Origin of the sequence: Flavobacterium sp. SM15, from assembly GCF_022012335.1 — a bacterium.
In the GTDB taxonomy this organism is placed as follows: domain Bacteria; phylum Bacteroidota; class Bacteroidia; order Flavobacteriales; family Flavobacteriaceae; genus Flavobacterium.
In genome coordinates, this window is record NZ_JAKLTO010000002.1 from 80,598 (window position 1) to 104,408 (window position 23,811).

Annotated in this window: 20 protein-coding genes and 1 tRNA gene; 11 read left to right on the forward strand and 10 right to left on the reverse strand. The window is 37.9% G+C overall.

The window, feature by feature from the left end; translation table 11 throughout:
• The first annotated feature begins 141 nt into the window (after positions 1-141).
• The gene (gene aroQ, locus LZZ90_RS03290; protein ID WP_237789271.1) at positions 142-555 is read left to right on the forward strand and encodes a type II 3-dehydroquinate dehydratase; all 414 of its coding nucleotides are present in this window, start codon (positions 142-144) and stop codon (positions 553-555) included.
• Between the two features lie 50 nt (positions 556-605).
• Positions 606-3,089, forward strand: a complete 2,484-nt coding sequence (locus LZZ90_RS03295) for a DUF5686 and carboxypeptidase regulatory-like domain-containing protein (protein WP_237789272.1) — start codon at positions 606-608, stop codon at positions 3,087-3,089.
• Positions 3,090-3,142: 53 nt separating this feature from the next.
• Here the strand turns inward: LZZ90_RS03295 and LZZ90_RS03300 are convergent, their stop codons facing one another.
• The 5 genes from LZZ90_RS03300 to LZZ90_RS03320 all read right to left on the reverse strand — a co-directional run bounded on the left by LZZ90_RS03300 (position 3,143) and on the right by LZZ90_RS03320 (position 6,782).
• Positions 3,143-3,586: a hypothetical protein gene (locus LZZ90_RS03300; RefSeq protein ID WP_237789273.1), complete on the reverse strand. Its 444-nt coding sequence runs from the start codon at positions 3,584-3,586 to the stop codon at positions 3,143-3,145.
• Between the two features lie 22 nt (positions 3,587-3,608).
• On the reverse strand, positions 3,609-4,376 hold the full coding sequence (locus tag LZZ90_RS03305; protein ID WP_237789274.1) for a TSUP family transporter: 768 nt from the start codon (positions 4,374-4,376) through the stop codon (positions 3,609-3,611).
• A gap of 69 nt (positions 4,377-4,445) precedes the next feature.
• Positions 4,446-5,756, reverse strand: a complete 1,311-nt coding sequence (gene murA / locus LZZ90_RS03310; protein ID WP_237789275.1) for a UDP-N-acetylglucosamine 1-carboxyvinyltransferase — start codon at positions 5,754-5,756, stop codon at positions 4,446-4,448.
• Between the two features lie 9 nt (positions 5,757-5,765).
• A complete protein-coding gene (locus LZZ90_RS03315; RefSeq protein WP_237789276.1) occupies positions 5,766-6,488 on the reverse strand; it encodes a DUF4290 domain-containing protein in 723 nt (240 codons plus the stop codon).
• 9 nt (positions 6,489-6,497) lie between these two features.
• Positions 6,498-6,782: a DUF493 family protein gene (locus LZZ90_RS03320; protein ID WP_237789277.1), complete on the reverse strand. Its 285-nt coding sequence runs from the start codon at positions 6,780-6,782 to the stop codon at positions 6,498-6,500.
• Between the two features lie 148 nt (positions 6,783-6,930).
• On the opposite strand from LZZ90_RS03320, the gene LZZ90_RS03325 reads away from it, so the two are divergent.
• From LZZ90_RS03325 to LZZ90_RS03345, 5 genes are all read left to right on the forward strand, one after another.
• Entirely contained in the window at positions 6,931-7,470 is a 540-nt protein-coding gene (locus LZZ90_RS03325) for an AAA family ATPase (RefSeq protein WP_237789278.1), read from the forward strand.
• A gap of 33 nt (positions 7,471-7,503) precedes the next feature.
• Positions 7,504-9,393 carry an ATP-dependent DNA helicase RecQ gene (locus LZZ90_RS03330; protein ID WP_237789279.1) on the forward strand — a complete coding sequence of 630 codons (1,890 nt, stop codon included), beginning with the start codon at positions 7,504-7,506 and terminating at the stop codon, positions 9,391-9,393.
• Positions 9,393-10,340: a methionyl-tRNA formyltransferase gene (fmt, locus tag LZZ90_RS03335; protein ID WP_237789280.1), complete on the forward strand. Its 948-nt coding sequence runs from the start codon at positions 9,393-9,395 to the stop codon at positions 10,338-10,340. Before LZZ90_RS03330 ends, fmt begins: the two co-directional genes overlap by 1 nt.
• A gap of 185 nt (positions 10,341-10,525) precedes the next feature.
• Positions 10,526-10,804: an HU family DNA-binding protein gene (locus tag LZZ90_RS03340; RefSeq protein ID WP_026979330.1), complete on the forward strand. Its 279-nt coding sequence runs from the start codon at positions 10,526-10,528 to the stop codon at positions 10,802-10,804.
• A 149-nt stretch (positions 10,805-10,953) separates the two neighbouring features.
• Positions 10,954-11,514 carry a YqgE/AlgH family protein gene (locus LZZ90_RS03345; RefSeq protein WP_237789281.1) on the forward strand — a complete coding sequence of 187 codons (561 nt, stop codon included), beginning with the start codon at positions 10,954-10,956 and terminating at the stop codon, positions 11,512-11,514.
• Here LZZ90_RS03345 and LZZ90_RS03350 read toward each other — a convergent pair whose 3' ends face one another.
• A complete protein-coding gene (locus LZZ90_RS03350; protein WP_237789282.1) occupies positions 11,515-12,354 on the reverse strand; it encodes an aminotransferase class IV in 840 nt (279 codons plus the stop codon).
• A gap of 53 nt (positions 12,355-12,407) precedes the next feature.
• A complete protein-coding gene (locus tag LZZ90_RS03355; protein ID WP_237789283.1) occupies positions 12,408-12,800 on the reverse strand; it encodes an START-like domain-containing protein in 393 nt (130 codons plus the stop codon).
• Positions 12,801-12,951: 151 nt separating this feature from the next.
• Between LZZ90_RS03355 and LZZ90_RS03360 the strand changes: the two genes are divergently transcribed.
• The 3 genes from LZZ90_RS03360 to LZZ90_RS03370 all read left to right on the forward strand — a co-directional run bounded on the left by LZZ90_RS03360 (position 12,952) and on the right by LZZ90_RS03370 (position 19,374).
• Positions 12,952-13,025 (forward strand) — tRNA-Met (locus LZZ90_RS03360).
• A gap of 461 nt (positions 13,026-13,486) precedes the next feature.
• A complete protein-coding gene (locus tag LZZ90_RS03365) occupies positions 13,487-18,604 on the forward strand; it encodes a PKD-like domain-containing protein (protein ID WP_237789284.1) in 5,118 nt (1,705 codons plus the stop codon).
• An 89-nt stretch (positions 18,605-18,693) separates the two neighbouring features.
• A complete protein-coding gene (locus LZZ90_RS03370; RefSeq protein WP_237789285.1) occupies positions 18,694-19,374 on the forward strand; it encodes a dienelactone hydrolase family protein in 681 nt (226 codons plus the stop codon).
• A 40-nt stretch (positions 19,375-19,414) separates the two neighbouring features.
• Here the strand turns inward: LZZ90_RS03370 and hisS are convergent, their stop codons facing one another.
• The gene (gene hisS / locus LZZ90_RS03375) at positions 19,415-20,839 is read right to left on the reverse strand and encodes a histidine--tRNA ligase (RefSeq protein ID WP_237789286.1); all 1,425 of its coding nucleotides are present in this window, start codon (positions 20,837-20,839) and stop codon (positions 19,415-19,417) included.
• Positions 20,840-21,100: 261 nt separating this feature from the next.
• Between hisS and LZZ90_RS03380 the strand changes: the two genes are divergently transcribed.
• Complete coding sequence (locus tag LZZ90_RS03380) at positions 21,101-22,348, forward strand: ABC transporter permease (protein ID WP_237789287.1); 1,248 nt, start codon at positions 21,101-21,103, stop codon at positions 22,346-22,348.
• Between the two features lie 23 nt (positions 22,349-22,371).
• Here the strand turns inward: LZZ90_RS03380 and prmC are convergent, their stop codons facing one another.
• Together prmC and LZZ90_RS03390 are read right to left on the reverse strand one after the other, a co-directional pair.
• A complete protein-coding gene (gene prmC, locus LZZ90_RS03385; RefSeq protein ID WP_237789288.1) occupies positions 22,372-23,226 on the reverse strand; it encodes a peptide chain release factor N(5)-glutamine methyltransferase in 855 nt (284 codons plus the stop codon).
• A gap of 28 nt (positions 23,227-23,254) precedes the next feature.
• Positions 23,255-23,740, reverse strand: coding sequence for a GNAT family N-acetyltransferase (locus tag LZZ90_RS03390; RefSeq protein ID WP_237789289.1), 486 nt, complete (start codon positions 23,738-23,740; stop codon positions 23,255-23,257).
• Positions 23,741-23,811 lie beyond the last annotated feature (71 nt).

Genomic DNA, 23,811 nt, shown 5'->3' on the forward strand with positions numbered 1-23,811 from the left:
TCTTACATTTTTGTTTATTTTTTTCTTAAATTTGCTTAGAACAGCCAAAATCAGTGCAAAACTTAAAGTACAGACTGCTAAATTTTTCTTTAAGAAGTTACGTTAAAGACCTATTTTACTACATTTACAAAAACAACTTGTATGAAAATTATCATAATAAACGGCCCTAATTTAAACTTGTTGGGAAAACGCGAACCTGAAATTTACGGCAACGAAACCTTCGAAGATTACTTTTTCCTCTTAAAAAACAAATACGCTACGGTAGATTTACATTACTTCCAGAGCAATATTGAAGGGGAAATCATTTCAAAAATTCAGGAAATCGGTTTTTCGTATGACGGAATCATTCTCAATGCTGCGGCATACACGCATACTTCCATTGGAATTGGCGATGCAGTAAAAGCCATCAGTACTCCAGTGATTGAAGTACACATATCCAATACCTTTTCCAGAGAAAGTTTTCGTCACCAATCATACATTTCTCCAAATGCGAAAGGAGTAATTATCGGATTTGGGCTAACGAGTTACGAATTGGCCATCAAATCTTTTTTATAACCTATACAACCAATCATCAATTAAAATCGTCTAGCATCATAAACCTTTAAATGAAAAAACTATTTTTTTTAACTGCCCTTCTTTTTATTTCAAACGTATTTGCACAAATCAAAGGAAAAATCACCGATAAAAACGGAAATCCCATCCCCTACACCACCGTAATGATCCAGGGAACCTATAACGGAACCTCGGCTAACGACGACGGCCTTTATGAGTTAGTGGTCAAAGAAAAAGGAAATTACACCTTACAATTCCAATCTTTAGGCTATAAAACCAAAAAGGTAACGCAAGACATTTCTCAATTTCCATACACTATAAATGTAACGCTTGAAGACGAAAATTACACATTGTCTGAAATGGTGATCACCCCAAGTAAAGAAGATCCGGCTTATGCAATCATACGAAGCGCCATTAAAAACCGAAAAAAGAATTCGGATAAAACCGATAAATACGAGGCTGATTTTTATTCCAGAGGAATATTCCGAGCAAAAAACGTTCCCAAGAAATTTATGGGCGTGGAAATTGGCGATTTTGACGGTTCATTAGATTCTACCGGAACCGGAATTTTATATCTGTCTGAAACCGTATCCAAGATTGCCTATGAAAAACCGGATAAGATTAAAGAAGAAATCATCGCCTCTAAAGTAAGTGGTGACGACAACGGATTCAGTTTTAATACTGCCCGCGGAACCAATTACGATTTTTATTCCAATTATGTAGAAATGGGCATCAACATGATTTCCCCAATTGCAGACAATGCTTTAAGTTATTATAAGTATACCTTAGAAAGCACTTTTGTTGACGACCACAACCAACTCATCAATAAAATCAAAGTAAAACCAAGACGCGACAAAGAACCCGTTTTTGAAGGCTATCTATATATAGTAGAAGATACTTGGGCCATTTACGCTATTGATTTAGACAGTAAAGGTTACAGAATGCAACAGCCGATTTTGGAGAACATTAAATTTACGCAAAACTACAACTACAATCCGCAGACTAAAATTTGGGCAAAGAACCAACAAACCATCGATTTCAAAGCAGGCATGTTTGGAATGGGCTTTACCGGAAAGTTCACGCATGTGTTCAGTAATTATGTTTTCAGGGACAAATTCGAGAAAAAAGTGTTTACCAATGAAGTGGCCAAAATTGTAAAGGATGCCAATAAAAAAGACGACGGCTTCTGGAATGAAAGCCGACCGGTTCCTTTAACCGATGAAGAAATTGGCGATTATCATAAAAAAGACAGCATTCAAACGATACGAAAATCGCAGGTCTATCTGGACTCCATCGATGCTAAAGGCAATAAGTTCAAATTACAAAAACTCATTACCGGTTACACTTATCGTGACACCTACAATAAATGGTCTGCATCATACAAAGGCGTTTTGGACGTTACCTCATTAGGATTCAATACCGTGCAAGGCTGGAATCTAGATTCTGGTTTCTCGTTCAGTAAACGCGATGAAGAAAAAGGGAAATACACGTTCATCAATTCGGTATTCAATTATGGTTTTGCCGAAGACCGTTTGCGCATCAACGGAAGCATTACACATCGTTTCAACAACATCAATTATGCTTTGATTACCTTGTCGGGAGGAAGCAGCATCAATCAATTTAATCCTTCCAATCCGATTAGCAATTTGGTGAATTCGGTAAGTACTTTATTTTTCAAGGATAATTATGCGAAATACTACAACAAGGAATTTGCAAAAATTGCTTACAGCCAAAACGTTCTGAACGGAATCGGTTTAACAGGAAGTCTAGAATATTCCGCCAGAAAACCACTATTTAACAATACCGATTATGTTCTTATTAAAAACGATAAGGACTACACTTCCAACAATCCTTTACTACCTTATAACAACTCGGTTGCGGCATTTGAAAAACACAATTTGATGAAAGCGACCATTGGAACCCGTATCAGTTTTGGCAATAAATACATCACGCGTCCCGACGGAAGAATCAACATTGCTAATGATGACTATCCAAAACTTTCTTTTAATTACGAAAAAGGATTTGCCGGAAATAAAGACAGCTACAATTATGACTTTGTAAGTGGGCTAATCGATTACGATAAAACTCTTGGAAATAAAGGTGATTTTGCCATACGATTAAAAGGCGGAAAATTTTTCAATGCTGAGAATATATCTTTTATCGATTACAAGCATTTTAACGGAAACCAAACGCACATCGGAATGGCGAATAAATACTTGAATGTATTCAACCTGCTTCCCTACTATACCAACAGTACTAATGATGCCTATTTTGAAACCCATATGGAACACAACGACAAAGGGTTTATCATGAACAAAATTCCGCTTTTAAACAAATTGCAATGGAATTTGGTGGTTGGCTTTCATCAGTTAAACGTTCCGAATTACAAACCGTATCAGGAATTCTCGGTTGGTTTTGACAATTTCGGATTGGGTAAATTCCGTTTAATGCGTATCGATTATGTTCGTTCCTACCAAAGCGGTTTTCAAACGGATGGCATCGTTTTCGGCCTGAAATTTTTGAATATTTTAAACTAAATATGGCCAATAAAAAAAGCGTTGAATTCTACTCAACGCTTTTTTTATGCAAATCATTTCATTTTTGAATCTGAATCTTTAAAATCAGTTTCATTTATTGGAAGAAACTGAAAATCAGAAGTCCTAAATTCGATACTTCCCGGAGTATAATAAGGTATTTTCATGTATTTGTAAACCGCGCCGCTTCCTAATCTTAAAGTATCCCCTCTTTTCAAAAGCAAAAAAGGCTTTACCTCTTGATTTCCACCATAGGAAATGTATTTAAAACGACCCCGAAGCGTGTCTCCAATAATAACACCACGAACATTGCCGGAATCTATAATTCCATCAGCATAGCGCACTTTGTAGCGACCATAGAATTGATCGTTATCAATCTTCAAACTAAGTACTGCTGAATTTTCATTTCTAGTTGCCTTATAAAACTGTTGTTGTTTATTCTTATCAGAATTGCAACTAATCAGAAAAGAAGCAAGCACCATTAGTATTAAATACTTCATCCGATTTCTTAATTATAGTTCTTTACTTAACGAAAACATCGTATCCAAACCTAATCAGAGTTCCTATCACAACTATTAAAAAGAAACCGCGAATAAACCCATTTCCTTTTTTAATAGCCAGTTTCGCTCCTAAAAAACCGCCCAAAGCATTACACAAAGCCATAGGAAGCGCCATAGCCCAAATAATTTTCCCTTTCAGCACAAAAAGGCAAATTGAACCGAAATTAGTTGCCAAATTAACCATTTTTGCATTTGCCGAAGCATGAAGAAAATCAAAGCCAAGCACAGAAACAAACGCTACAACCAGAAAACTTCCTGTTCCCGGACCAATAAAACCATCGTAGAACCCAACAGCCATACTAATCACAATTGCATATAAAATTTGGGTTTTAAGGCTTAACTCCTTCTCCTGATGCTGCCCAAAATTCTTTTTCATGAAGGTGTAAATCGCTAAAAAAGTAAGCACCACTAAAAGAAGCGGTTTCATGAAATCGTTGCTTACCTTTATAAGAACACTAGAACCGATAAATGAGGAAGCAAAGGCGATTACCGACATAATCCCTAACAATTTCCAGTTCATCTGCACTTTTTTCAAGTATTGAAAAGCGGCAAAACTGGTTCCGCTAAAGGCAGGGATTTTTAACGACCCAATGATAGAAGCTACCGAATAATTCGGCAATAAAATAAGTGCTACCGGTGTTTGAATCAAACCACCACCTCCAACTATGGCATCAACAAATCCGGCAAAAAAAGAAGCAAGGCAAAGAAAAAATAAAATATCAAGTTCCATAATCTGTAAAAAGAAAAGAGCCGAATGTATTACAATTCAGCTCTTTATAACTATTCATAAAAACATAAATTACGCACGAACAATGTTAGCGCCTAAAGCTCTTAAACGCTCATCGATTTTCTCATAACCCCTGTCAATTTGTTCAATATTTTGAATCGTACTGGTTCCTTTAGCCGTTAAAGCGGCAATCAACAAAGAGATTCCGGCTCTGATATCCGGAGAACTCATTGTAGTTGCTTTCAATTGCGATTTGAAATCGTGCCCCATAACCACCGCTCTGTGCGGGTCACAAAGCATGATTTTTGCCCCCATATCAATTAATTTATCTACGAAAAACAAACGGCTTTCAAACATTTTCTGATGAATTAGCACATCACCTTTGGCTTGCGTCGCTACAACCAAAACGATACTCAATAAATCCGGTGTAAAACCAGGCCAAGGCGCATCGGATATGGTTAAAATAGAACCGTCAATATCGGTTTTTACCTCGTAACCGTTTTGATGGGAAGGTATGTAAATATCGTCTCCTCTTCGCTCCAAAGTAATACCAAGCTTTCTGAAAACATTCGGAATAACACCCAAATTGTCCCAGCTTACATTCTTAATAGTGATTTCACTCTTAGTCATGGCGGCAAGACCAATCCAAGATCCGATTTCAATCATATCCGGTAAAATTCTGTGCTCACAACCTCCAAGGCTTTCCACACCTTCAATAGTTAATAAGTTAGAACCGATTCCGGTAATTTTTGCTCCCATCGAGTTCAACATCTTACATAACTGTTGTAAGTATGGCTCACAGGCTGCATTGTAAATTGTTGTCGTCCCTTCTGCTAAAACTGCAGCCATTACGATATTAGCAGTTCCCGTTACCGAGGCTTCGTCTAAAAGCATGTAAGTTCCCTGTAATTTTCCATCAATTTCCACACCGTAAAAATGATCGGCTCTTTCGTATCTGAATTTTGCTCCTAAGTTGATAAATCCTTCAAAGTGCGTATCCAAACGACGACGTCCGATTTTATCTCCTCCCGGTTTTGGAATGTATCCTTTCCCGAAACGCGCTAAAAGTGGCCCAACAATCATGATCGAACCTCTTAAAGACCCACCTTCCTTCTTAAAAGCTTCGGTTTCAAGGTATTTTATATTTACTTCATCGGCCTGAAAGGTATAATCTCCAGCTCCGTTTTTTTGAATTTTAACTCCTAAGTTTCCTAAAAGCGTGATCAGTTTGTTCACGTCAATAATATCAGGAATATTGGTAATCCTAACTTTTTCGGAAGTTAACAACACCGGACACAAAACCTGCAAGGCCTCATTTTTAGCCCCTTGCGGAATAACATCTCCTTTTAATCGTATTCCTCCTTCAATTTTAAACGTTCCCATCGGCTTATATTATTTACGGTTGTTAGTATTAGTATTGTTGTTCGGTTTTTTATTTTTCTGATTCTGGTTTTGATTCTGATTCCCGTGCTTTTTCTGCTTGTTATTGCTGTTGAACTGCATCTTGTTGGACTGCTTTTTGTTCACGCGCATCAAATCTGTGGTATTGGAAAGTTCCTCATCGGTTTTTAACAGATTGATTTTCCCTCCTGACAACTCGTACAAATGCTCAAAAATCACTTCATCTTTAACCGAATCTTTATTCCAGCTCAAATACGATTTTTTCATGTGGTTGGCAATCACCATCACCAGCGCATTTTTAAGTTCTCCTTCTTCCCACCCATTAGCAACATCAATCATATATTTGATATTGTTCCCATAAAAACGGTACTTCGGGAAGTTTTGCGGATAATTTAATTTACCCGGCTTTTGATGTAAAATTGCTTTATTAGGAATCGGATACGGCGAATCGACATCCAGTCTAAAATCGGACATAATAAAAATCTGGTCCCATAATTTATGCTGAAAATCGGGCACATCACGCAAATGCGGATTCAAACTTCCCATCACCGAAATGATATAGCGTGCCGCTTTGTTGCGCTCATCTCGATCACTGATTTCCGTTGCCTGATCTATCAGTTTTTGTAAATGACGACCGTATTCCGGAATAATCAGGTGCGAACGTTCCGCGTTGTATTCCAAATGATTTATTGCTTCTTGTGGTGTAAATTGCATGTTTTGTTTTTAAAGGGAAATTATACCTTCGACCGTAGACAACTCCTGATATTTATCAATAACACTCTGGGCGCTTTTCATAGTTACATTTACAGAAACACTGGTATACTTACCTGTTTTGGACTGACTGGTTTCGATTACTGCACCCATTCCGTCGAAAGAGGTTTCAATAATCATAATCTTGTCTTTATCTGTCGGAACTATAAATTTAAACAAATACTCAGAAGGCCAAATGGTTGAATTGACTAATTCTTCTTTAAGGCGCTGATAAAATTCTTCGGTTTTCTTATCCATCTTCAATCAAAAATAAAAGCAAATATACATTAGAGTTCGCAATTATGAAGCATGATTTCGGAGATTTTAAAACTTTAAAACACATAAATTTAAAAACTACTTCACCTGTTTCACAAAAAAGCGTAAATTTGCGCCTTATTTCAAAAAAGTGGCTAAAGAAATTGTCTTAATCATCGGCGGACCAGGCTCCGGAAAAACCACCATTATCGACGGTTTGACCGAAAAAGGATACGTGTGTTATCCCGAAGTTTCGCGCGAGGTAATTCACGAGGCCCAAAAGCAGGGAATTGAGCAATTGTTTTTAGAAAAACCACTTTTATTCAGTGAATTATTACTGGAAGGAAGAAAAAAACAGTTCAAAAGTGCTGCTCAAGAAGTCGATGAAGTTGTTTTTATCGACCGTGGCATTCCCGACGTTTTAGCCTATATGCACTATATTGGCGATGCTTATCCTTCTTTTTTTGACGAGGCATGTAAAGAGCATGTTTATTCCAGAATTTTCATCCTTCCGCCATGGGAAGAAATTTACACCAGTGACGAAGCCCGTTACGAAACCTATGAGCAGGCGGTTTTAATTCATAAACACCTTATTGAAACTTACGAAAAGTACGGTTATTCACTTACCGAAGTTCCAAAAGATTCTTTAGAGAACCGTATCGATTTTATCCTTCAAAACTTAACAAAATAAGCTATCTTCGTAACCAATATATGGGTTTACACTTTGAAAGCTTTAGAAATTCTCAAAAAATACTGGAACCACGATTCCTTTCGAACACCACAAAATGAAATTATTGAATCGGTTCTAAAAGGAAACGACACCTTTGCCCTATTACCGACCGGCGGAGGAAAATCGATATGCTTTCAGGTTCCCGCCATGATTAAACCGGGAATATGCCTGGTTATCTCTCCGCTTGTAGCCCTAATGAGGGATCAGGTTGCCAACTTGCAGAAACGAGACATAAAAGCCATTGCTTTAACCGGCGGAATTTCCTCAGAGGAAACCATCGATTTACTGGATAATTGCCAGTTTGGAAATTACAAATTCCTGTACCTCTCACCGGAACGTTTGCAATCCGACTGGGTTTTAGAGCGAATTAAAAACCTACCCCTCAACCTTATAGCTATTGACGAGGCGCATTGTATCTCACAATGGGGACATGATTTTCGTCCGGCCTATCTAAAAATCGCTAAGTTAAAAGAGCATTTTCCTAAAATCCCTTTTTTAGCGTTAACCGCATCGGCAACTGAAAGAGTACAAAAAGACATTTGCCAGCAATTGAAATTGCAAAATCCTCAGCTTTTTAAAAAATCCTTTGCGCGGGAAAACATTGCCTATATGGTTCTGGAAACCGAAGACAAACTTTATCGCATTGAACAGATTTTAAGCAAAAACCCCGAGCCTTCGATAATTTATGTACGCAACAGAAAAAGTTGCCATGATATTGCAGCGCAGCTTAACAGTTTAGGCTTCAAAGCAATTTTTTACCACGGAGGCATGACTTCCAAGGAAAAAGAAAAAAACATGCAGCTCTGGCTTTCTGAGGAATTTCCCGTAATGATTGCCACCAATGCTTTCGGTATGGGAATCGATAAGCCGAATGTAAAAACCGTGATTCATTATCAACTTCCGGAAAATCTGGAAAATTATTATCAGGAAGCCGGTCGTGCTGGAAGAAACAGTAAGAAAGCATTTGCCGTTATGCTTGTTGCACCTTCGGATTTACAGGCTACAAAAAAGCAGTTCTTAGATATTTTACCCGATAAGCCGTTCCTCAAGGAAGTTTACATCAAACTGAACAATTATTTCCGAATTGGCTACGGAGAAGGTATTAACGAAACATTTTCCTTAAACCTAAATCATTTTTGCCAACAGTATAAATTTCCGGTACTCAAAACTTACAATGTTTTACAATTTCTGGATAATCAGAGTATTATTTCACTCTCTAAGGAGTTTTCAGAAAAAATCACCATCCATTTTCTGATTTCGAGTAAAGAAATTTTGCGTTACCTCAGTTTAAATCCTTCGGATGAAAATGTCGTTACAACAATTTTGAGAAATTATCCCGGGGTTTATGATTTGGAGACTCCAATCAACACAAATCTGATTGCTAAAAAATCTGGAACTTCTGAAGAAAATGTGGTTTCCATTTTAAAGCGAATGCACGAAAAAGAAATTTGCACGTTTCATTCCCAAAACAACGACAGCAGCATTACGTTCAACGAAATTCGCGAAGACGAGCTGACCATCAACAGGATTTCCAAATACCTCGAACAACAAAACGAAATTAAAGTTAATCAGTTTGAGGCGGTTCAAAACTACATCGCCGATAAAGAAAAATGCAAAAGCAGCTTACTGTTAGAATATTTTGATGAAACCGAAATCAAGGATTGCGGCATTTGTTCCACTTGTCTCCAAAAGAAAAAAACATTAAAAAAACCAACAGAATTAGCCCAGGATATTTTGTCTCTACTGAAAAAATCGGCACTAACCTCCAGAGAAATCGAAAATGAACTGAAAATAAGCTCAGAGGAAACTATCTTTGCACTTCGACTTTTACTGGAAAACCACAAAGTCACAATCAATTCTAAAAACCAATACAGTTGCATCTAATGGAAAAGCTACGCATTGTTTTCATGGGAACTCCGGAGTTCGCCGTGGGAATCCTTGATACCATATATAAGAACAAGTACGAAATCGTTGGAGTAATCACCGCTCCCGATAAACCTGCTGGGCGAGGTCAAAAGATCCAGCACTCTGCGGTAAAAGAATATGCCTTAGAAAAAAACCTTCGCTTACTTCAGCCTACCAACTTAAAAGATGAGACCTTTTTAGAAGAATTACGAGGTCTTAACGCAAATCTTCAGGTGGTCGTTGCTTTTAGAATGCTCCCTGAAGCAGTCTGGCGCATGCCAAAATTAGGAACGTTTAATTTACATGCTTCGTTACTTCCGGAATACCGCGGTGCCGCTCCAATAAACTGGGCAATTATTAACGGTGAAACCAAAACCGGAGTAACTACTTTTTTTATTGATGACAAAATCGATACCGGAGCCATGATCTTAAGCGATGAACTAGCTATTGGAGAAAACGAATCTGCCGGTGAACTTCACGACCGTTTAATGGTTCTGGGCAGCCAAACTGTTGTGAAAACTTTAGCTATCATTGAGAAAGGTAATGTAACCACCAAAGTTCAGTCTACTAATGAAGACATCAAAACTGCTTACAAACTAAACAGAGAGAACTGCAAAATCGATTTTAACAAAAGCGGAACAGCTATACATAATTTAATCCGTGGCTTAAGCCCTTATCCGGCAGCCTGGTGCTATTTTAAAGACAACGATCAGGAATGGGCCGTTAAAATTTACGAAACGATTTTTGAACCAACAGCACATTCCCATGATGCAGGAACCTTAATTTCTTCTAAAAAGGAATTAAAGATTGCAGCAAAAGGAGGATTTTTAAAAATCGTGAGTTTACAGTTTCCTGGCAAGAAAAGAATGTTCACTCATGAGCTTTTAAACGGAATAACTTTTAGCGAAAAAGCCAAAGCGCTGTAAGCCCCGGAAACACTAATATTAGCGAAATTTTGAAAAAAGCAAGTTAGCTTATTAACAATTAAGACAAGTTATCAACATTTTGAAAGGAAATTTTGCAAAAAACTGAAAAACACTTGCGTAATCCGGAAATTCATATAAATTTGTAGGACATTAATTAATTAATCAATCTATTAATAACTATTATTATGAACAAATCAGAATTAATCGATGCAATCGCTGCAGACGCAGGTATTACTAAAGCAGCTGCTAAATTAGCTTTAGAGTCATTCTTGAAAAACGTAGAAGGGACTTTGAAAAAAGGTGGAAGAGTATCTTTAGTAGGTTTCGGATCTTGGTCAGTATCTAAAAGAGCTGCTAGAGAAGGTAGAAACCCTCAAACAGGAAAAACTATCAAAATTGCTGCTAAAAACGTAGTGAAATTCAAAGCTGGAGCTGAGTTAGAAGGTTCTGTAAACAAAAAATAATTTGTAGCTTTACAATACTAGCCCCGATCATATCGGGGCTTTTTTTTACTTTTCAACGATTTTATTTTGGGTTGATTTGTTTTTTTTGTTAAATTTAATTCTAATCTGACGAAGTAGTGTTAAATAATTAATTAAATACCTACAAAAAGATGATACTAGTTAAACCAAAAAAAGGAAATTTGCTCGTTGCAGAACCTTCAATTATTGGGGATCTTTCTTTCAACAGATCTGTAGTGCTTTTAGCTGACCACAATAACGATGGTTCGGTAGGATTTATTTTAAACAAACCGCTTCGTTACACTATTCACGACCTGATTCCTGAGATCAATGCTAATTTCAAAATTTATAACGGTGGTCCGGTTGAACAAGACAATCTGTATTTTATCCACAATATCCCGGAACTAATTCCTGACAGCATTGAAATTTCAAGTGGTATTTATTGGGGTGGTGATTTTGAATACACCAAAAACCTCATCAATCAAGGAAAAGTCAAAAAGAACAACATTCGTTTCTTTCTTGGCTACACCGGTTGGGATTCTCATCAGCTAGAGCATGAGTTAGAAGAAAACTCATGGATTGTTTCCAAAAACAGCTACGAAAACAAAATCATCGGAAAATCGGCAGCTCATTTCTGGAAAGAAAAAATCATGGAACAAGGTGGCGAATACCTAATCTGGTCTAACGCGCCGGAAAATCCAATTTTAAATTAATTAACCCAAACGAATTTGAGCGTTTAACTTCTTCAGTACTTCTGAAGCAAATTCATTTTTGTATCCTTTTTTCCTGTATTTGGTCACGGGCTGAATACCTTTAATGGTGTTGGTAATAAACAATTCGTCTGCCTTTTGTAAATCGAACGGAGAAATGGACGCCTCCACTACTTCTAAACCTTCAATTTTTCGGGTAATCGCTAAGATTTGCTTACGCATTATTCCGTTTAAACAACCCTCTGAAAGTGGCGGCGTGATCAATTTACCATTCATCAGCATAAATAAATTGCCCTGTAAAGCCTCAACAACATTCTTGCTATCATTCATTACCAAACAATTCTGATAACCGTTCTCGTGCGCAAAAACGCTACCGGTAATCTGAACCAATCGGTTATTGCTTTTTAAAGTAGACAGCAATTGTGCAGTGATATAAAAATCTTTGAAAAGCTCTACTTCATATTCTTCAGTTTCAAAAGAATAAAGTTGGTTTTCCAGAAGCTCAGCAGTAATTATGTAGTCGATATCATTTGTTTTCGGAAGATAAAACCCTCCAGATTTACGAAATACCGTAAAACGAACTCGGCTCGAATTTGAAAGTTTTTTAGCCTGAACCAAACTCAAAATCTGCGTTTCAAAATACTCCATGGTAAATTGCATTGGAATTTCCATTCGAACAATTCGCATTGAGGCCATCAGTCTAAAATAATGATCTTCAAGAAAAAGAACTTTATTATCCAAAACTTTAATCGTTTCAAAAACAGAGTCCCCATATAAAAAACCTCTGTTTTCCTGAAGTTCGATTCCCGAATTCTCTACTAAAGTACCGCTAAAATTAATCATAAAAAAAGCCCTGATTTTAATTCAGGGCAAATATAACCTTTATAAATTGAAAATTAAACGGATCCTATTACATGTTTTAAATCGGAAACCTGATTCTCCCAAAGCTGTTTTGCTTCGCTGATTTCAGTTTCCATAGCAAAATCAACCACCATTAAAGACACATCTTTAGTAATTTCATCTTCCAGTATTCGAAGTTCGAAATAATATTCTCCGTCTTTATTTTCTTCATCTACCCACCTAAATTTCACCTTTTCTCCGGTCTTTTTAGAAGCCAATCGAGCCTTCTCTTCCGAATCATCCCAAATAAATGTAAAAAATTCTCCACGAGAATTCACATTATCCGCAAACCATTCTGAAAGTCCAGACGGAGTTGAAATATATTGATATAATAATTGGGGCGATGACATGATGGGGAACTCTAATTCGTATCTAACTTTACCTTCCATAAATGCTACTAAAATTTTTGGTAATATAAGAATTAAACATACAAAAAAAAGAAAAACGAAAAAAAATATTTTTTTACAAAATATGTTTGGAAGCTATAAATTAAGTTTTATATTTGCACCCGCATTCAGCAAGGATGCACAACCGATAAATGGCGAGGTAGCTCAGTCGGTTAGAGCGCAGGATTCATAACCCTGAGGTCACGGGTTCAACTCCCGTCTTCGCTACAAAAAAGCAAAACCCTAACTAATCAAACAGTTAGGGTTTTTTATTGTTTATTTTTCTTGAACCAAACTCACTAAAAATTCAAAAAGAGCGAATACATGGAATGAGGAAACCTACCGAAGAGTTTACTTATACAAATTCAGGATAAAATTGAATATAAAATAAAAGCTGAAATCTTATTAAAATTTCGAACTCATAGAAGCTTTTACTCAAATCATCTCTCATAATTTCAATTCATCGAAACTTTAACTCAATTCATCGAATAGTACAGTATTTCATACAAAATGAGCCGCTAATTATTTATCTTTAGTAAAGTTTCCAAAAAACAAAACCTTTATTTAGGGGAAAAGTGTGTCCTGTTAAATCTGTTTTAAAAACAGACGTAATTGTGCCTATTCTCTAAAGTTAAGGAACTCATAAGAACTCATTTAAGAAACGAATTGTTTTACATAAATCGAGTACTATGAAAAAAAATTACTTCTTACACATTTTGTGTTTTTTACTGATTCCAGGCCTATATGCTCAGGAAGATTGTAATTTACAACGAACGGTTTCCGATCCTGTGATTTGTAATGGAGGAACTGCTGAAATTATTTTAACTGGAAGCGTTTCCGGATCCGTTTACAAATTGCGAATTGGCACTGCAGATGTTGCAGGTCAGTCCGTAACAGGAACAGGAGGAGATTTAAGTTTTTTTGTTTCTCCAGCTGCAACTACATCCTATAATGTTTATGTTGAAGAATGCGGATCCTCATATACAGATCTAGCATTAGTTACCGTAAACCAAATTCCTGATGTCGCAGCAAGTTCAAATTTTCAAACATCTTGCTCTGGTAATACAATTACACCAATAACTTTTTCAGGAAGTTTAGCCGGAACAACTTACAATTGGACAAGAGACAACACCGTTGACGTAACAGGAACCATTGGCTCCAGTGGAAGCGGAACAATTTCCGGAACATTGATCAACAATACAACAAATACAGCTACTGTTGTTTTCACAATTACTCCAACTAAAAACGGATGTGACGGTACACCAATTACGGTAAACATTATCGTAGAACCAAATGCAACAGGTAGCACATCACTATCCTCACAAACCATTTGTGCTAATGATAACATAACACCCATTACTTTTACCCCAACAATTCCGGGAACTGTATTCAATTGGGCTATCACAACTCTTCCTGCCGGTGTTGGAGGAACTATTGTAACAACAGGTAGTGGCTCAGGAACTATATCCGGAACTTTGACAAACAGCAATTCAAGTGCACGAACAATAATAATAACGGTTACTCCTGAAATAAACGGCTGTCCGGGAACATCTTTCACTGTTTCTGTTATAATAAACCCACGTCCGAATGCTACAGCCTCTGCTCCAAATCAAACTAAATGTTCAGGAGTTGGATTATCTACTTTTGGTATTTCTCCTGCAACATATACATGGACCAGAGACAATCAAATTAATGTTAGCGGATTTACAAACGGATCAAATTCTACAAATCCCTTAACCGGACTAGGTTTAACAAATAACACCTCCTCTCCACAAACAGTTACTTTTACTGTAACCCCATTCATCGCAGCTACGGGATGTACTGGTAACCCTATCAATGTAACGGCTGTTATCAATCCTACTCCAGATGTTACTGCAAATCTTATGACTCAATCTGTTTGTGAAGGAAATAATATTTCAGACATTATACTTTCAAGCAGCGTATCAGGAACCACCTATTCATGGACAAGAACCGAGACCATCGATATTACAGGAATTCCAGATACCGGAAACGGCAATATCACCGGTGCACCAATTAACAACACCAATTCCCCACAAACCACAAGAATTCGCATTACACCTTCTGCCAACGGCTGTACCGGGCCCTATATAGATGTTTTTATCACTGTTAACCCGACTCCTACAACCACAACAACTGTTGCCAGCCAAACCAAATGTACAGGTGTAGCCATCACTCCAATTCCTTTTACCCAAACCGTCGTGGGAACATCATTTAACTGGGTAAGAGACAATACAACATTGGTTACTGGTATGCCAAATAACGGAAGTCTTCCAAACACTACAAGCACCATAAACGGCACATTAATAAACAATACCGCTACGGCACAAACCGTTATTTTCACTATAACTCCAATAGCTAATGGTTGTCCCGGTACGCCAATAACCTCAACTGTAATAGTAGAACCTGTATCTTTAGGCGGTACAGTTTCAACAGTTACTGCTCAAGCCTGTCATAATGCGACAGGAACTTTAACCTTAAGCGGATACAGAGGAAATATCGTTAAATGGCAGCGTTCCATTGATGGTGGAACAACTTGGCCGGCAGCACTTGAAATAGCCAATATTACCTCTTCTTGTAATTATAACGAAACACAAACCACATTATTTAGAGCAGTAGTACAAAACTCAACCTGCTCGATTGCTTATTCTACAGTTTCCAGAATAATTGTGATTCCTGACATTGCCCCTAACCCGGTAACCGCATCGCCTTCAACCATTTGCAATGGAGATACTGCTGTCTTAACAGCCTATTCAAGTTATGCAACAAGTTCATCCTTAGCAACCGGCGGAGCATTTAATACTGCAAACCCAACCGGTTGGCAAGTAGACAGCTGTGGTAACTGTTTGAGTGCTGGAGCAAGTAATACCGATCCGGGCCCATGGCAGCTCTCAGCAACCAATGGCGGAACCTATTCCGGAATAACCTATCAATCAACTGGGAAATTTGCGATTGTACATGGAGCTTTTAATTCTTATTTGTACACTCCTACCTTCAACACATTCGGGCTTACTTCAGCTACTTTAACCTTTACACATTCTTTTCATCTTTTAGCTGGAGCAACTGCATCGATTCAAATTTCAGTAAACGGTGGAGCTTACACTACCTTGCAACAATATACCGGACCTTTGGATTATGGAAATCCAATTGGTTTTTCCCCAGGAAGTGTTGATTTGAGCAACTATATTGGCTACCAAAATTTAAGAATTCGATTTTATTTTCAAGGAAACAATGGAAGTTCATGGGCAGTTGACAATATTGGAATCCCTGAAACTCCTACCGCAGGAATAACAACTGAATGGGTTGATGCCAATGGAAACAGCTTCCCGCCAGACACTAGTGTAAATGGAGTAACCACATTGAATGTTTCTCCAACTACAACTACAATTTACAGAGTAAGATCCTACATTAACGGTTGCTTAAGCAATCAAACCACTTCGGTAACGGTAACGGTAAACCAAAGACCTACGGGAGTAATCGGATCGAACCAAACGGTCTGCAATGGTGGAACTGCCACATTTAGCATCGCATTAACCGGTTCTGCCCCATGGCGAATTACTTATTCTAACGGAACTACCTCAACAACTGTAAATAACGTTAATACAAACCCATATGTATTCAGTGTAACCAATGTAACAACAAACAGAACCTATACAATAACTGCTTTAAACGATTCAAAATGTAATGCGATTGCAAGCGATTTTAGCGGATCGGCAACTGTTTCCGTGCTAAATGGAACAAAAGGACTTTGGACAGGATTTGCAAGCACCGACTGGTTTGACTGTTTAAACTGGGCAGGCGGATTACCTGATGCCACAACAGATGCAACAATTCCAAACTCTGCTCCAAGAATGCCTGTTATTGATCCTGCCAGTCCTAAAGCACCGGTTGGAGGCATCGCTATTGCAAGAGATTTAATTGTAAGTTCAGGCGCCTCAGTAACCATGACTTCGTTAAACTCTAAACTTCACATCAAAAGAGACTGGAAAAACAGCGGCTCATTTATTCCGGGATTAGGAACCGTAACATTTAACGGAGGGGCAGGTAATCAGATTCAACTTATTAACTTTGGAATTAAACTTAATGAAAGTTTTTACAACCTGTCTTTAGAAAACACAGGAACTGCAAAAGGGGTTAGTGTGGAAGATGGTTTTCAGTTAACTGTTACCAACAATTTAGTTTTAACCAGTGGAAATTTAAGACTTGTTGGGGATGCACAATTGGTACAAAATGGTACACAACCAAATCCGGCAGGAGGAACCGGAAACTTACTGCGCGATCAACAAGGAACCAAAAGCAGTTATCATTACAATATTTGGTCTTCTCCAGTGAGTGCAAACAACACCAGCTATACTGTGGGAGGCGTTCTTAGAGACGGAACCAATGCTGCAGCTAATCCGTTTGCTCCCGGAACCATTAATTTTGGAGATGGTGTTTATTTTGCTGATGGACCGTTAAGCAGTCCCATTAAAATTTCGAACAGCTGGATTTATAAATACACGTTGGTAAGCACTAACTATTCGTCCTGGCAACTTTTGGGAAGTACCGGAACCCTTAATGTGGGTGAAGGTTTCACTATGAAAGGAGTTACAAACACTGCTGCTATTACTGATCTTCAAAATTATGTATTTGTTGGAAAACCAAACAACGGCAATTTTAACCTTTCGATGGCAGACAATCAGCTATACATGATTGGAAATCCTTACCCGTCAGCCTTAAATGCAGAACAATTTATTACCGACAATTTAGGTTCTTTTAACGGAGCACTTTATTTTTGGGATCATTTCGGAGGAACTTCACATTATCTTAGCCAATATGTAGCAGGATATGCAACTTACAGCTTAGCAGGAGGAGTTGCTGCAATTTCTGATGATCCAATGATTAACAACAACAATGCTATGGGAACCAAAGTACCAACTAAGTATGTTCCCGTAGGCCAAGGATTTTTCATAAGAACCGACATTGCAGGACCAACCGGAAACAATCCTAATCAGGCTACTCCGCAACCTGTTGCCTTTAAAAACTCACAACGGGCTTTTGCCAAAGAAGCCTCAGGCCAATCAGTTTTTATTCGATCTGCAAACAGTCAGATGACACAAAATGATGATTTACGTCAAAAAATCCGTTTAGGATTCACAACCAGTACGGGAATAAGAAGACAATTATTATTAACGGCCGATTCCAGAACTTCGAACGCCTTTGATAAAGGATACGATGCACCAATGATTGAAAACAATCCAAGCGATATGTTTTGGGAATTAGACAACTTTAAGTTGGTAATTCAGGCAGTAAAAGATTTTAATTTGGAACAGGAAATCCCTTTAGGCGTTAAAACAGAACAGGCTGGTCTGAATAAAATTAAAATTGATGCACTGGAAAACTTCTCTGACAACACAGAAATATACTTATTTGACAACCTGAACAACAGCTATCACAACATCAAAGCTCAGGACTTCAACATCGAATTAGCAGCTGGCGAGTACAACCATCGCTTCTCATTACGCTTTACAAATGAAACTTTAAGTACAAACGAAGCGTCTTTAAACAACGGAATCTTAATCTATACGGATAAAGACAATATCCTTACCATTCAAAACAACACCTTAGATTCAAGAGCAGAAACAGTTGTTTTGTATAACATTTTAGGGCAATCAGTTGGTAAATGGGAGGTTACTGATCAGCAGCAACAAAATATTCAAATTCCTGTTGAACATGTACGATCCGGAGCCTACATCGTCAAGCTTAAAACCTCAACGGGCTCGCTGAGCAAAAAAATAATCATACAATAATTAGAAAGTCCCTTAATTGGGACTTTTTTTTTAAAAAATCATGGCTTTAAAACAAAATAAGTACTTTTGCGTTTCTTAAGATAAAAGCCATGAAATTTCGATTTTTAGTACTACTTGTTTTATTTACATTCCCTCCAGTTTTTGCTCAGTTAAAGACCGTGATTGGACAAACCGACTACCCTTTTTGGATCAATGTCCCAGAGGCTGAAAAAAATGAAAAGCAACCCGTTTTAATTTTCTTGCACGGCAGAAGCCTTTCAGGAACCGATATTAACCGTGTAAAACGTTATGGGGTATTGCGCGCTATGGAAAGAGGAAGAAAAATTCCGGGAATTGTGGTCGCTCCTCAGTTGGCTTCTGGGCCTTGGAATCCTGATAAAGTTTTACAGCTTTTGGAATATGTTCAGAAAAACTACAACACTGATTTAGCACGAGTTTATGTTTGCGGAATGAGCTTAGGCTCTTACGGCACTTTGCATTTTGCCGGAAAATACGCTGATAAAATCACGGCTGCCGTTGCAATTTGTGGTGGCGGTAATGTAAACGATGCCTGCAAACTTGCTACGCTTCCTTTATGGATTCAGCATGGAAATAAAGATTTCATCGTTCGTATGTCGGAATCAAAAAAAGTAGTAGATGCCATAAAAAAATGCAAACCAGATGCCGATGTAACTTTCACCATAATCCCAGGTGGCAACCACAGCAATGTGGAGCAGTTGTTTCATGAAAACGCACTATACGATTGGCTCTTCAAACAAGTAAAAAAATAACCTTATAAAAAAAGAGCTGTCGTAATTGACAGCCTTTTTGTTATTTTAAGATTTCCTTCAGTTCTTCAAAACTTACTTTCTTTTGTTCTCCCGAAGCCAAATCTTTTAAAGCGAATTGGTTATTTTGTATTTCATCTGCTCCAACGAGTACCGCAAAAGGGATTCCGCGTTTGTCTGCATGTTGAAATTGTTTTCCGATTTTAGCATTATCGGGGTACATTTCCACTTTAATTCCGGCTTTTCTTAACGCCGAAATTGCTTTCATCGAATACAAAGCTTCATCTGGCCCGAAATTCAAAAACAAAGCTTTAGAAGTTGATGTAACGGTTTGAGGAAAAAGATTTAATTCTTCCAGAACCAGATAAATTCGATCCAGTCCGAAAGAAATCCCTACGCCGCTCATATTTTTCAAACCGAAGATTCCGGTCAAGTCATCATAACGACCACCTCCGCCAATAGAACCCATCGCTACAGATTTTGGCGCAGCAACTTCAAAAATGGCTCCGGTGTAATAATTCAAACCGCGAGCCAAAGTAACGTCCAAATCCAATTCGGATTTATCCAGACCAAGCGTTAAAACATTATCGCAAATGAATTTTAATTCCTCTACTCCTTTTTTTCCTTCTTCTGAGGAAGCCAATAAAACAGAAAGTTTTTCAATTTTTTCCGAAATAGATCCTGAGAAATTGAACAGCGGCTGTACTTTTTCCAAAGCAGATTCCGAAATACCTTTGGCTAACATTTCTTTTTTCACACCGTCTTCTCCTATTTTATCCAATTTATCTAAAGCCACAGTAAAGTCAATTAACTTGTCCGATGCTCCGATTACCTCGGCAATTCCCGAAAGGATTTTTCTGTTGTTGATTTTGATGGTTGCCCCTTCCAAACCTAAAGCTGAAAACACGCTGTCATACAACTGAACCAATTCTACTTCCTGCCATAACGAATTAGAACCTACCACATCGGCATCACACTGATAAAACTCTCTGAAACGCCCTTTCTGCGGATTATCGGCACGCCAAACCGGTTGAATCTGGTAACGTTTAAACGGAAATTCAATTTCATTCTGATGCTGAACCACATAGCGTGCAAAAGGAACGGTCAAATCGTAACGCAACGCTTTCTCGGATATCCTTGCGGTGAATTTATTAAGTTCGATGCGCTGCTCAAGAGTTATGGTTTCTGCGGAATTTGATTGCAGTCCCTCAATAGATTTTGGCAGTTCGATTTTACTTTTATTGTAGAAAAAATTTCCCGAATTTAGGATTTTAAAAATCAAACGGTCGCCTTCTTCCCCATACTTCCCCATTAAGGTTTCTGAATTTTCAAAGGTTGGCGTTTCAATGGGCTGATAACCGAACTTTTCAAAATTCGTTTTGATGATGGAAAAAATATAGTTTCGTTTCGCTACTTCGGCAGGCGAAAAATCACGGGTTCCTTTGGGTATGCTTGGTTTTTGAGCCATTTTTTTAGACTTCTTAGATTATTAGACTTCTTAGACTGTTAGATTGTTAAACCTTTTAGATTCCAGACAATTCCAATAGTTTTTCTTTTAGCCCCGGTTGCAGCAACTACCTTGTAGTGCGGAAAACGGGAACTACGTATCCGGATAAAACCTGTAGTTTCGCTCCTAACACTTTGCAAATATCTTACTTTTTAAAGAATTTCGTAAATCTGTTTTGGGAAACTTGTAACAAATGCCGTATTTTAGTGACAAATTGCTACTATGTTTGGAATCGGATTATTTAGAGAAAATACGAAAATTGCCTTAGGAGCAATTAAAAGCCAGTTGTTGCGTACCATTTTAACGGTAATGATCATCGCTATTGGAATTACCGCTTTGGTAGGAATCTTAACCGTGGTTTCCGCCTTGGAGAACACAATCATGAAGGATTTTGCCTCGATGGGCGCCAATACGTTTTCCATCAGTCAATATGATTTTTCTGAGCGCGTGAACCGCAACAGTACCGAACAAAAAATCAATCCGGTCATTAGTTACCCTCAGGCAAAAGGGTTTCAGGATAAGTTCAACTATCCGTTTTCCACTACTTCGCTTTCTTTTACTGCCACTACTACAGCTGAAGTGAAATACGAATCCAAAAAGACAGATCCTGAAATCTCGGTTTTAGGTGCCGACGAATATTTCCTTCCCAATAAAGGGTTAGAAGCCACAAAAGGAAGAAATTTTACCGGTTTTGACATCTCCAATAATAATTACGTTTGCATTTTAGGTTCCGATTTTGAGAAAGGACTTTTTAAAGACCTAAACCCAATTGATAAAACCATTTCGATTCGAGGTGCCAAATTTAAAGTAATTGGTGTACTGAAAGAGAAAGGTTCCACTTTTGGAAACAACCAGGATTTAAGAGTTTTGATCCCGATCCAGATTGCGCGTTCAATCTTTTCCACACCAAACATCAATTACGATATCAATGTAATGGTTGGAAAAAAGGAAATGTTGGCTCAAGCGTCTGACCATGCGACGATTACCATGCGAAAAATCAGAAAACTAAGTCCGGTACAGGAAAATAATTTCGGAGTAGAACGCAGTGATGATTTAATCCAGCGTTTGCTTTCCAATACGGAAGTATTACGCATCAGTGCTTGGGTAATCGGGATTATCACGGTTTTCGGATCTTCTATTGCCTTAATGAACATCATGCTGGTTTCGGTAACCGAAAGAACGCGTGAAATCGGGGTTAGAAAATCCCTTGGCGCCAAACGTTCCACTATTGCGTGGCAGTTTTTTACCGAAACTTTGGTAATTGGCCAAATGGGTGGTATTGTTGGGATTATTTTAGGAATCTTAGTTGGTTTCGGAATCGCTAAAGCCATCGAATTCAGTTTCGTGATTCCTTGGATGGCAATTATGGCGGCTTTTATTACCACTTTTGTTGTGGCTATCGTATCAGGTTTGTATCCTGCGATTAAGGCTTCGAAATTGGATCCGGTGGAAGCGTTGCGCTACGAGTAACGAGTCGCTGTTTTACAGTCTGATTATTTTGACTGAAAATTACCTTTGAGCATTCGGTGGTTTCCGTAAATATCTTTTCGCAATTCGATGTTTTGAAACTTAAGGTTCCCTAACAAATCCGTCATTTCTTTTCCAAGATATTGGTTAATTTCGAAGAACAGTTGCCCGTTTTCGGATAAATTTTTGACTGCTAATTCTGAGATTTTACGGTAAAAGAGCAGCGCATCGGTATCTTCGACAAATAAAGCCAAATGCGGCTCATAGTCTAAAACGTTTTTCTTGATTTCTTCCTTTTCAAGATTTCTCACGTAAGGCGGGTTGGAAACGATGATATCAAACGTTGCGAGTAAATCTTCGGTTTCCAAAATACTTTGATGAAGAAAAATAACCGTTACTTTATTTCGTTTGGCATTTTTTTGGGCTATCTCCAATGCTTTTTCAGAAACATCCATGGCATATACTTTCGCATTCGGAAGGTCTTTAGCTAACGAAATGGCAATACAACCGGAACCGGTTCCTATGTCAAGAATTTTCAATTCTTTATCTTTTGAATTCTCTTTGATAATCCAATCCACCAATTCTTCAGTTTCCGGACGCGGTATCAAGGTATTTTCATTGACAAAAAAAGGAAGCCCGTAGAATTCGGTTTCCCCTAAAATATACTGAATCGGTTTGTGTTCTTTGAGTTGCGACAACACGGTTTCCCATTGCAGAAGTTGCATCCCGTCCAATTCAAAATTCGGATTCAGAGCCAAATCCACGCGTTTCATTTCGTGAAAGGCTTCCATCACAATGAAAAAGAAACTTTCAATTTCCTGCTCATCATAAAAAAGAGAAAGTTCTTGGGTAAAATTATTTTTATAGTCTTTGAGAAGCATTATTTTGTATGAAATTCTTAATCAATTATTACAATTCCTTTATCATCCAAACCGGACAAGACGAATGCCCAGTGCAACCCATTGGAGCATCTAGATAAGTGAATCCCGATTTTTTGTACAATTTCTGAGCCGCTTCCATAAAAGGCATCGTTTCCAGATAACATTTAGAAAAACCAAACGTTTTGGCTTTATCCAGACAGAGTTGGATCATTTTTGCTCCCAATCCTAATCCGCGTGTTTGAGGAAGAAAGTACATTTTCTGTAATTCGCAAACCTCAGGAGTACCATTTGCCAAAGGCGCAATTCCGGCACAGCCGATAATCTTACCTTCTAACTCAACAACAAAATAAACCGAATTGGGCTCGGAATACGTTTCAAACATACAATCCAATTGCGGATCCGCATAGGCCGTTCCAACTTTGGGAACATTAAATTCTTCCAAAACACTTCTAATCACTTTGGCAACCTCTGGATTATCAGCTTTTTGAATTTCTCGAATAAGAACTTCACTCATTGCTTAGAAATACTTTATTTTTGCACTGTGAAGGTACGTCAAACGCTTCTGATAAAAAAGCAATATCTAAA

What these genes read in the sequence shown, in the direction of transcription:
- aroQ (WP_237789271.1), top strand. Translation starts at nt 142, where the DNA reads ATGAAAATTATCATAATAAACGGCCCTAATTTAAACTTGTTGGGAAAA.
- LZZ90_RS03295 (WP_237789272.1), top strand. Translation starts at nt 606, where the DNA reads ATGAAAAAACTATTTTTTTTAACTGCCCTTCTTTTTATTTCAAACGTA.
- LZZ90_RS03300 (WP_237789273.1), bottom strand. Translation starts at nt 3,586, where the DNA reads ATGAAGTATTTAATACTAATGGTGCTTGCTTCTTTTCTGATTAGTTGC.
- LZZ90_RS03305 (WP_237789274.1), bottom strand. Translation starts at nt 4,376, where the DNA reads ATGGAACTTGATATTTTATTTTTTCTTTGCCTTGCTTCTTTTTTTGCC.
- murA (WP_237789275.1), bottom strand. Translation starts at nt 5,756, where the DNA reads ATGGGAACGTTTAAAATTGAAGGAGGAATACGATTAAAAGGAGATGTT.
- LZZ90_RS03315 (WP_237789276.1), bottom strand. Translation starts at nt 6,488, where the DNA reads ATGCAATTTACACCACAAGAAGCAATAAATCATTTGGAATACAACGCG.
- LZZ90_RS03320 (WP_237789277.1), bottom strand. Translation starts at nt 6,782, where the DNA reads ATGGATAAGAAAACCGAAGAATTTTATCAGCGCCTTAAAGAAGAATTA.
- fmt (WP_237789280.1), top strand. Translation starts at nt 9,393, where the DNA reads ATGGAAAAGCTACGCATTGTTTTCATGGGAACTCCGGAGTTCGCCGTG.
- LZZ90_RS03340 (WP_026979330.1), top strand. Translation starts at nt 10,526, where the DNA reads ATGAACAAATCAGAATTAATCGATGCAATCGCTGCAGACGCAGGTATT.
- LZZ90_RS03345 (WP_237789281.1), top strand. Translation starts at nt 10,954, where the DNA reads ATGATACTAGTTAAACCAAAAAAAGGAAATTTGCTCGTTGCAGAACCT.
- LZZ90_RS03350 (WP_237789282.1), bottom strand. Translation starts at nt 12,354, where the DNA reads ATGATTAATTTTAGCGGTACTTTAGTAGAGAATTCGGGAATCGAACTT.
- LZZ90_RS03355 (WP_237789283.1), bottom strand. Translation starts at nt 12,800, where the DNA reads ATGGAAGGTAAAGTTAGATACGAATTAGAGTTCCCCATCATGTCATCG.
- LZZ90_RS03365 (WP_237789284.1), top strand. Translation starts at nt 13,487, where the DNA reads ATGAAAAAAAATTACTTCTTACACATTTTGTGTTTTTTACTGATTCCA.
- LZZ90_RS03370 (WP_237789285.1), top strand. Translation starts at nt 18,694, where the DNA reads ATGAAATTTCGATTTTTAGTACTACTTGTTTTATTTACATTCCCTCCA.
- hisS (WP_237789286.1), bottom strand. Translation starts at nt 20,839, where the DNA reads ATGGCTCAAAAACCAAGCATACCCAAAGGAACCCGTGATTTTTCGCCT.
- LZZ90_RS03380 (WP_237789287.1), top strand. Translation starts at nt 21,101, where the DNA reads ATGTTTGGAATCGGATTATTTAGAGAAAATACGAAAATTGCCTTAGGA.
- prmC (WP_237789288.1), bottom strand. Translation starts at nt 23,226, where the DNA reads ATGCTTCTCAAAGACTATAAAAATAATTTTACCCAAGAACTTTCTCTT.
- LZZ90_RS03390 (WP_237789289.1), bottom strand. Translation starts at nt 23,740, where the DNA reads ATGAGTGAAGTTCTTATTCGAGAAATTCAAAAAGCTGATAATCCAGAG.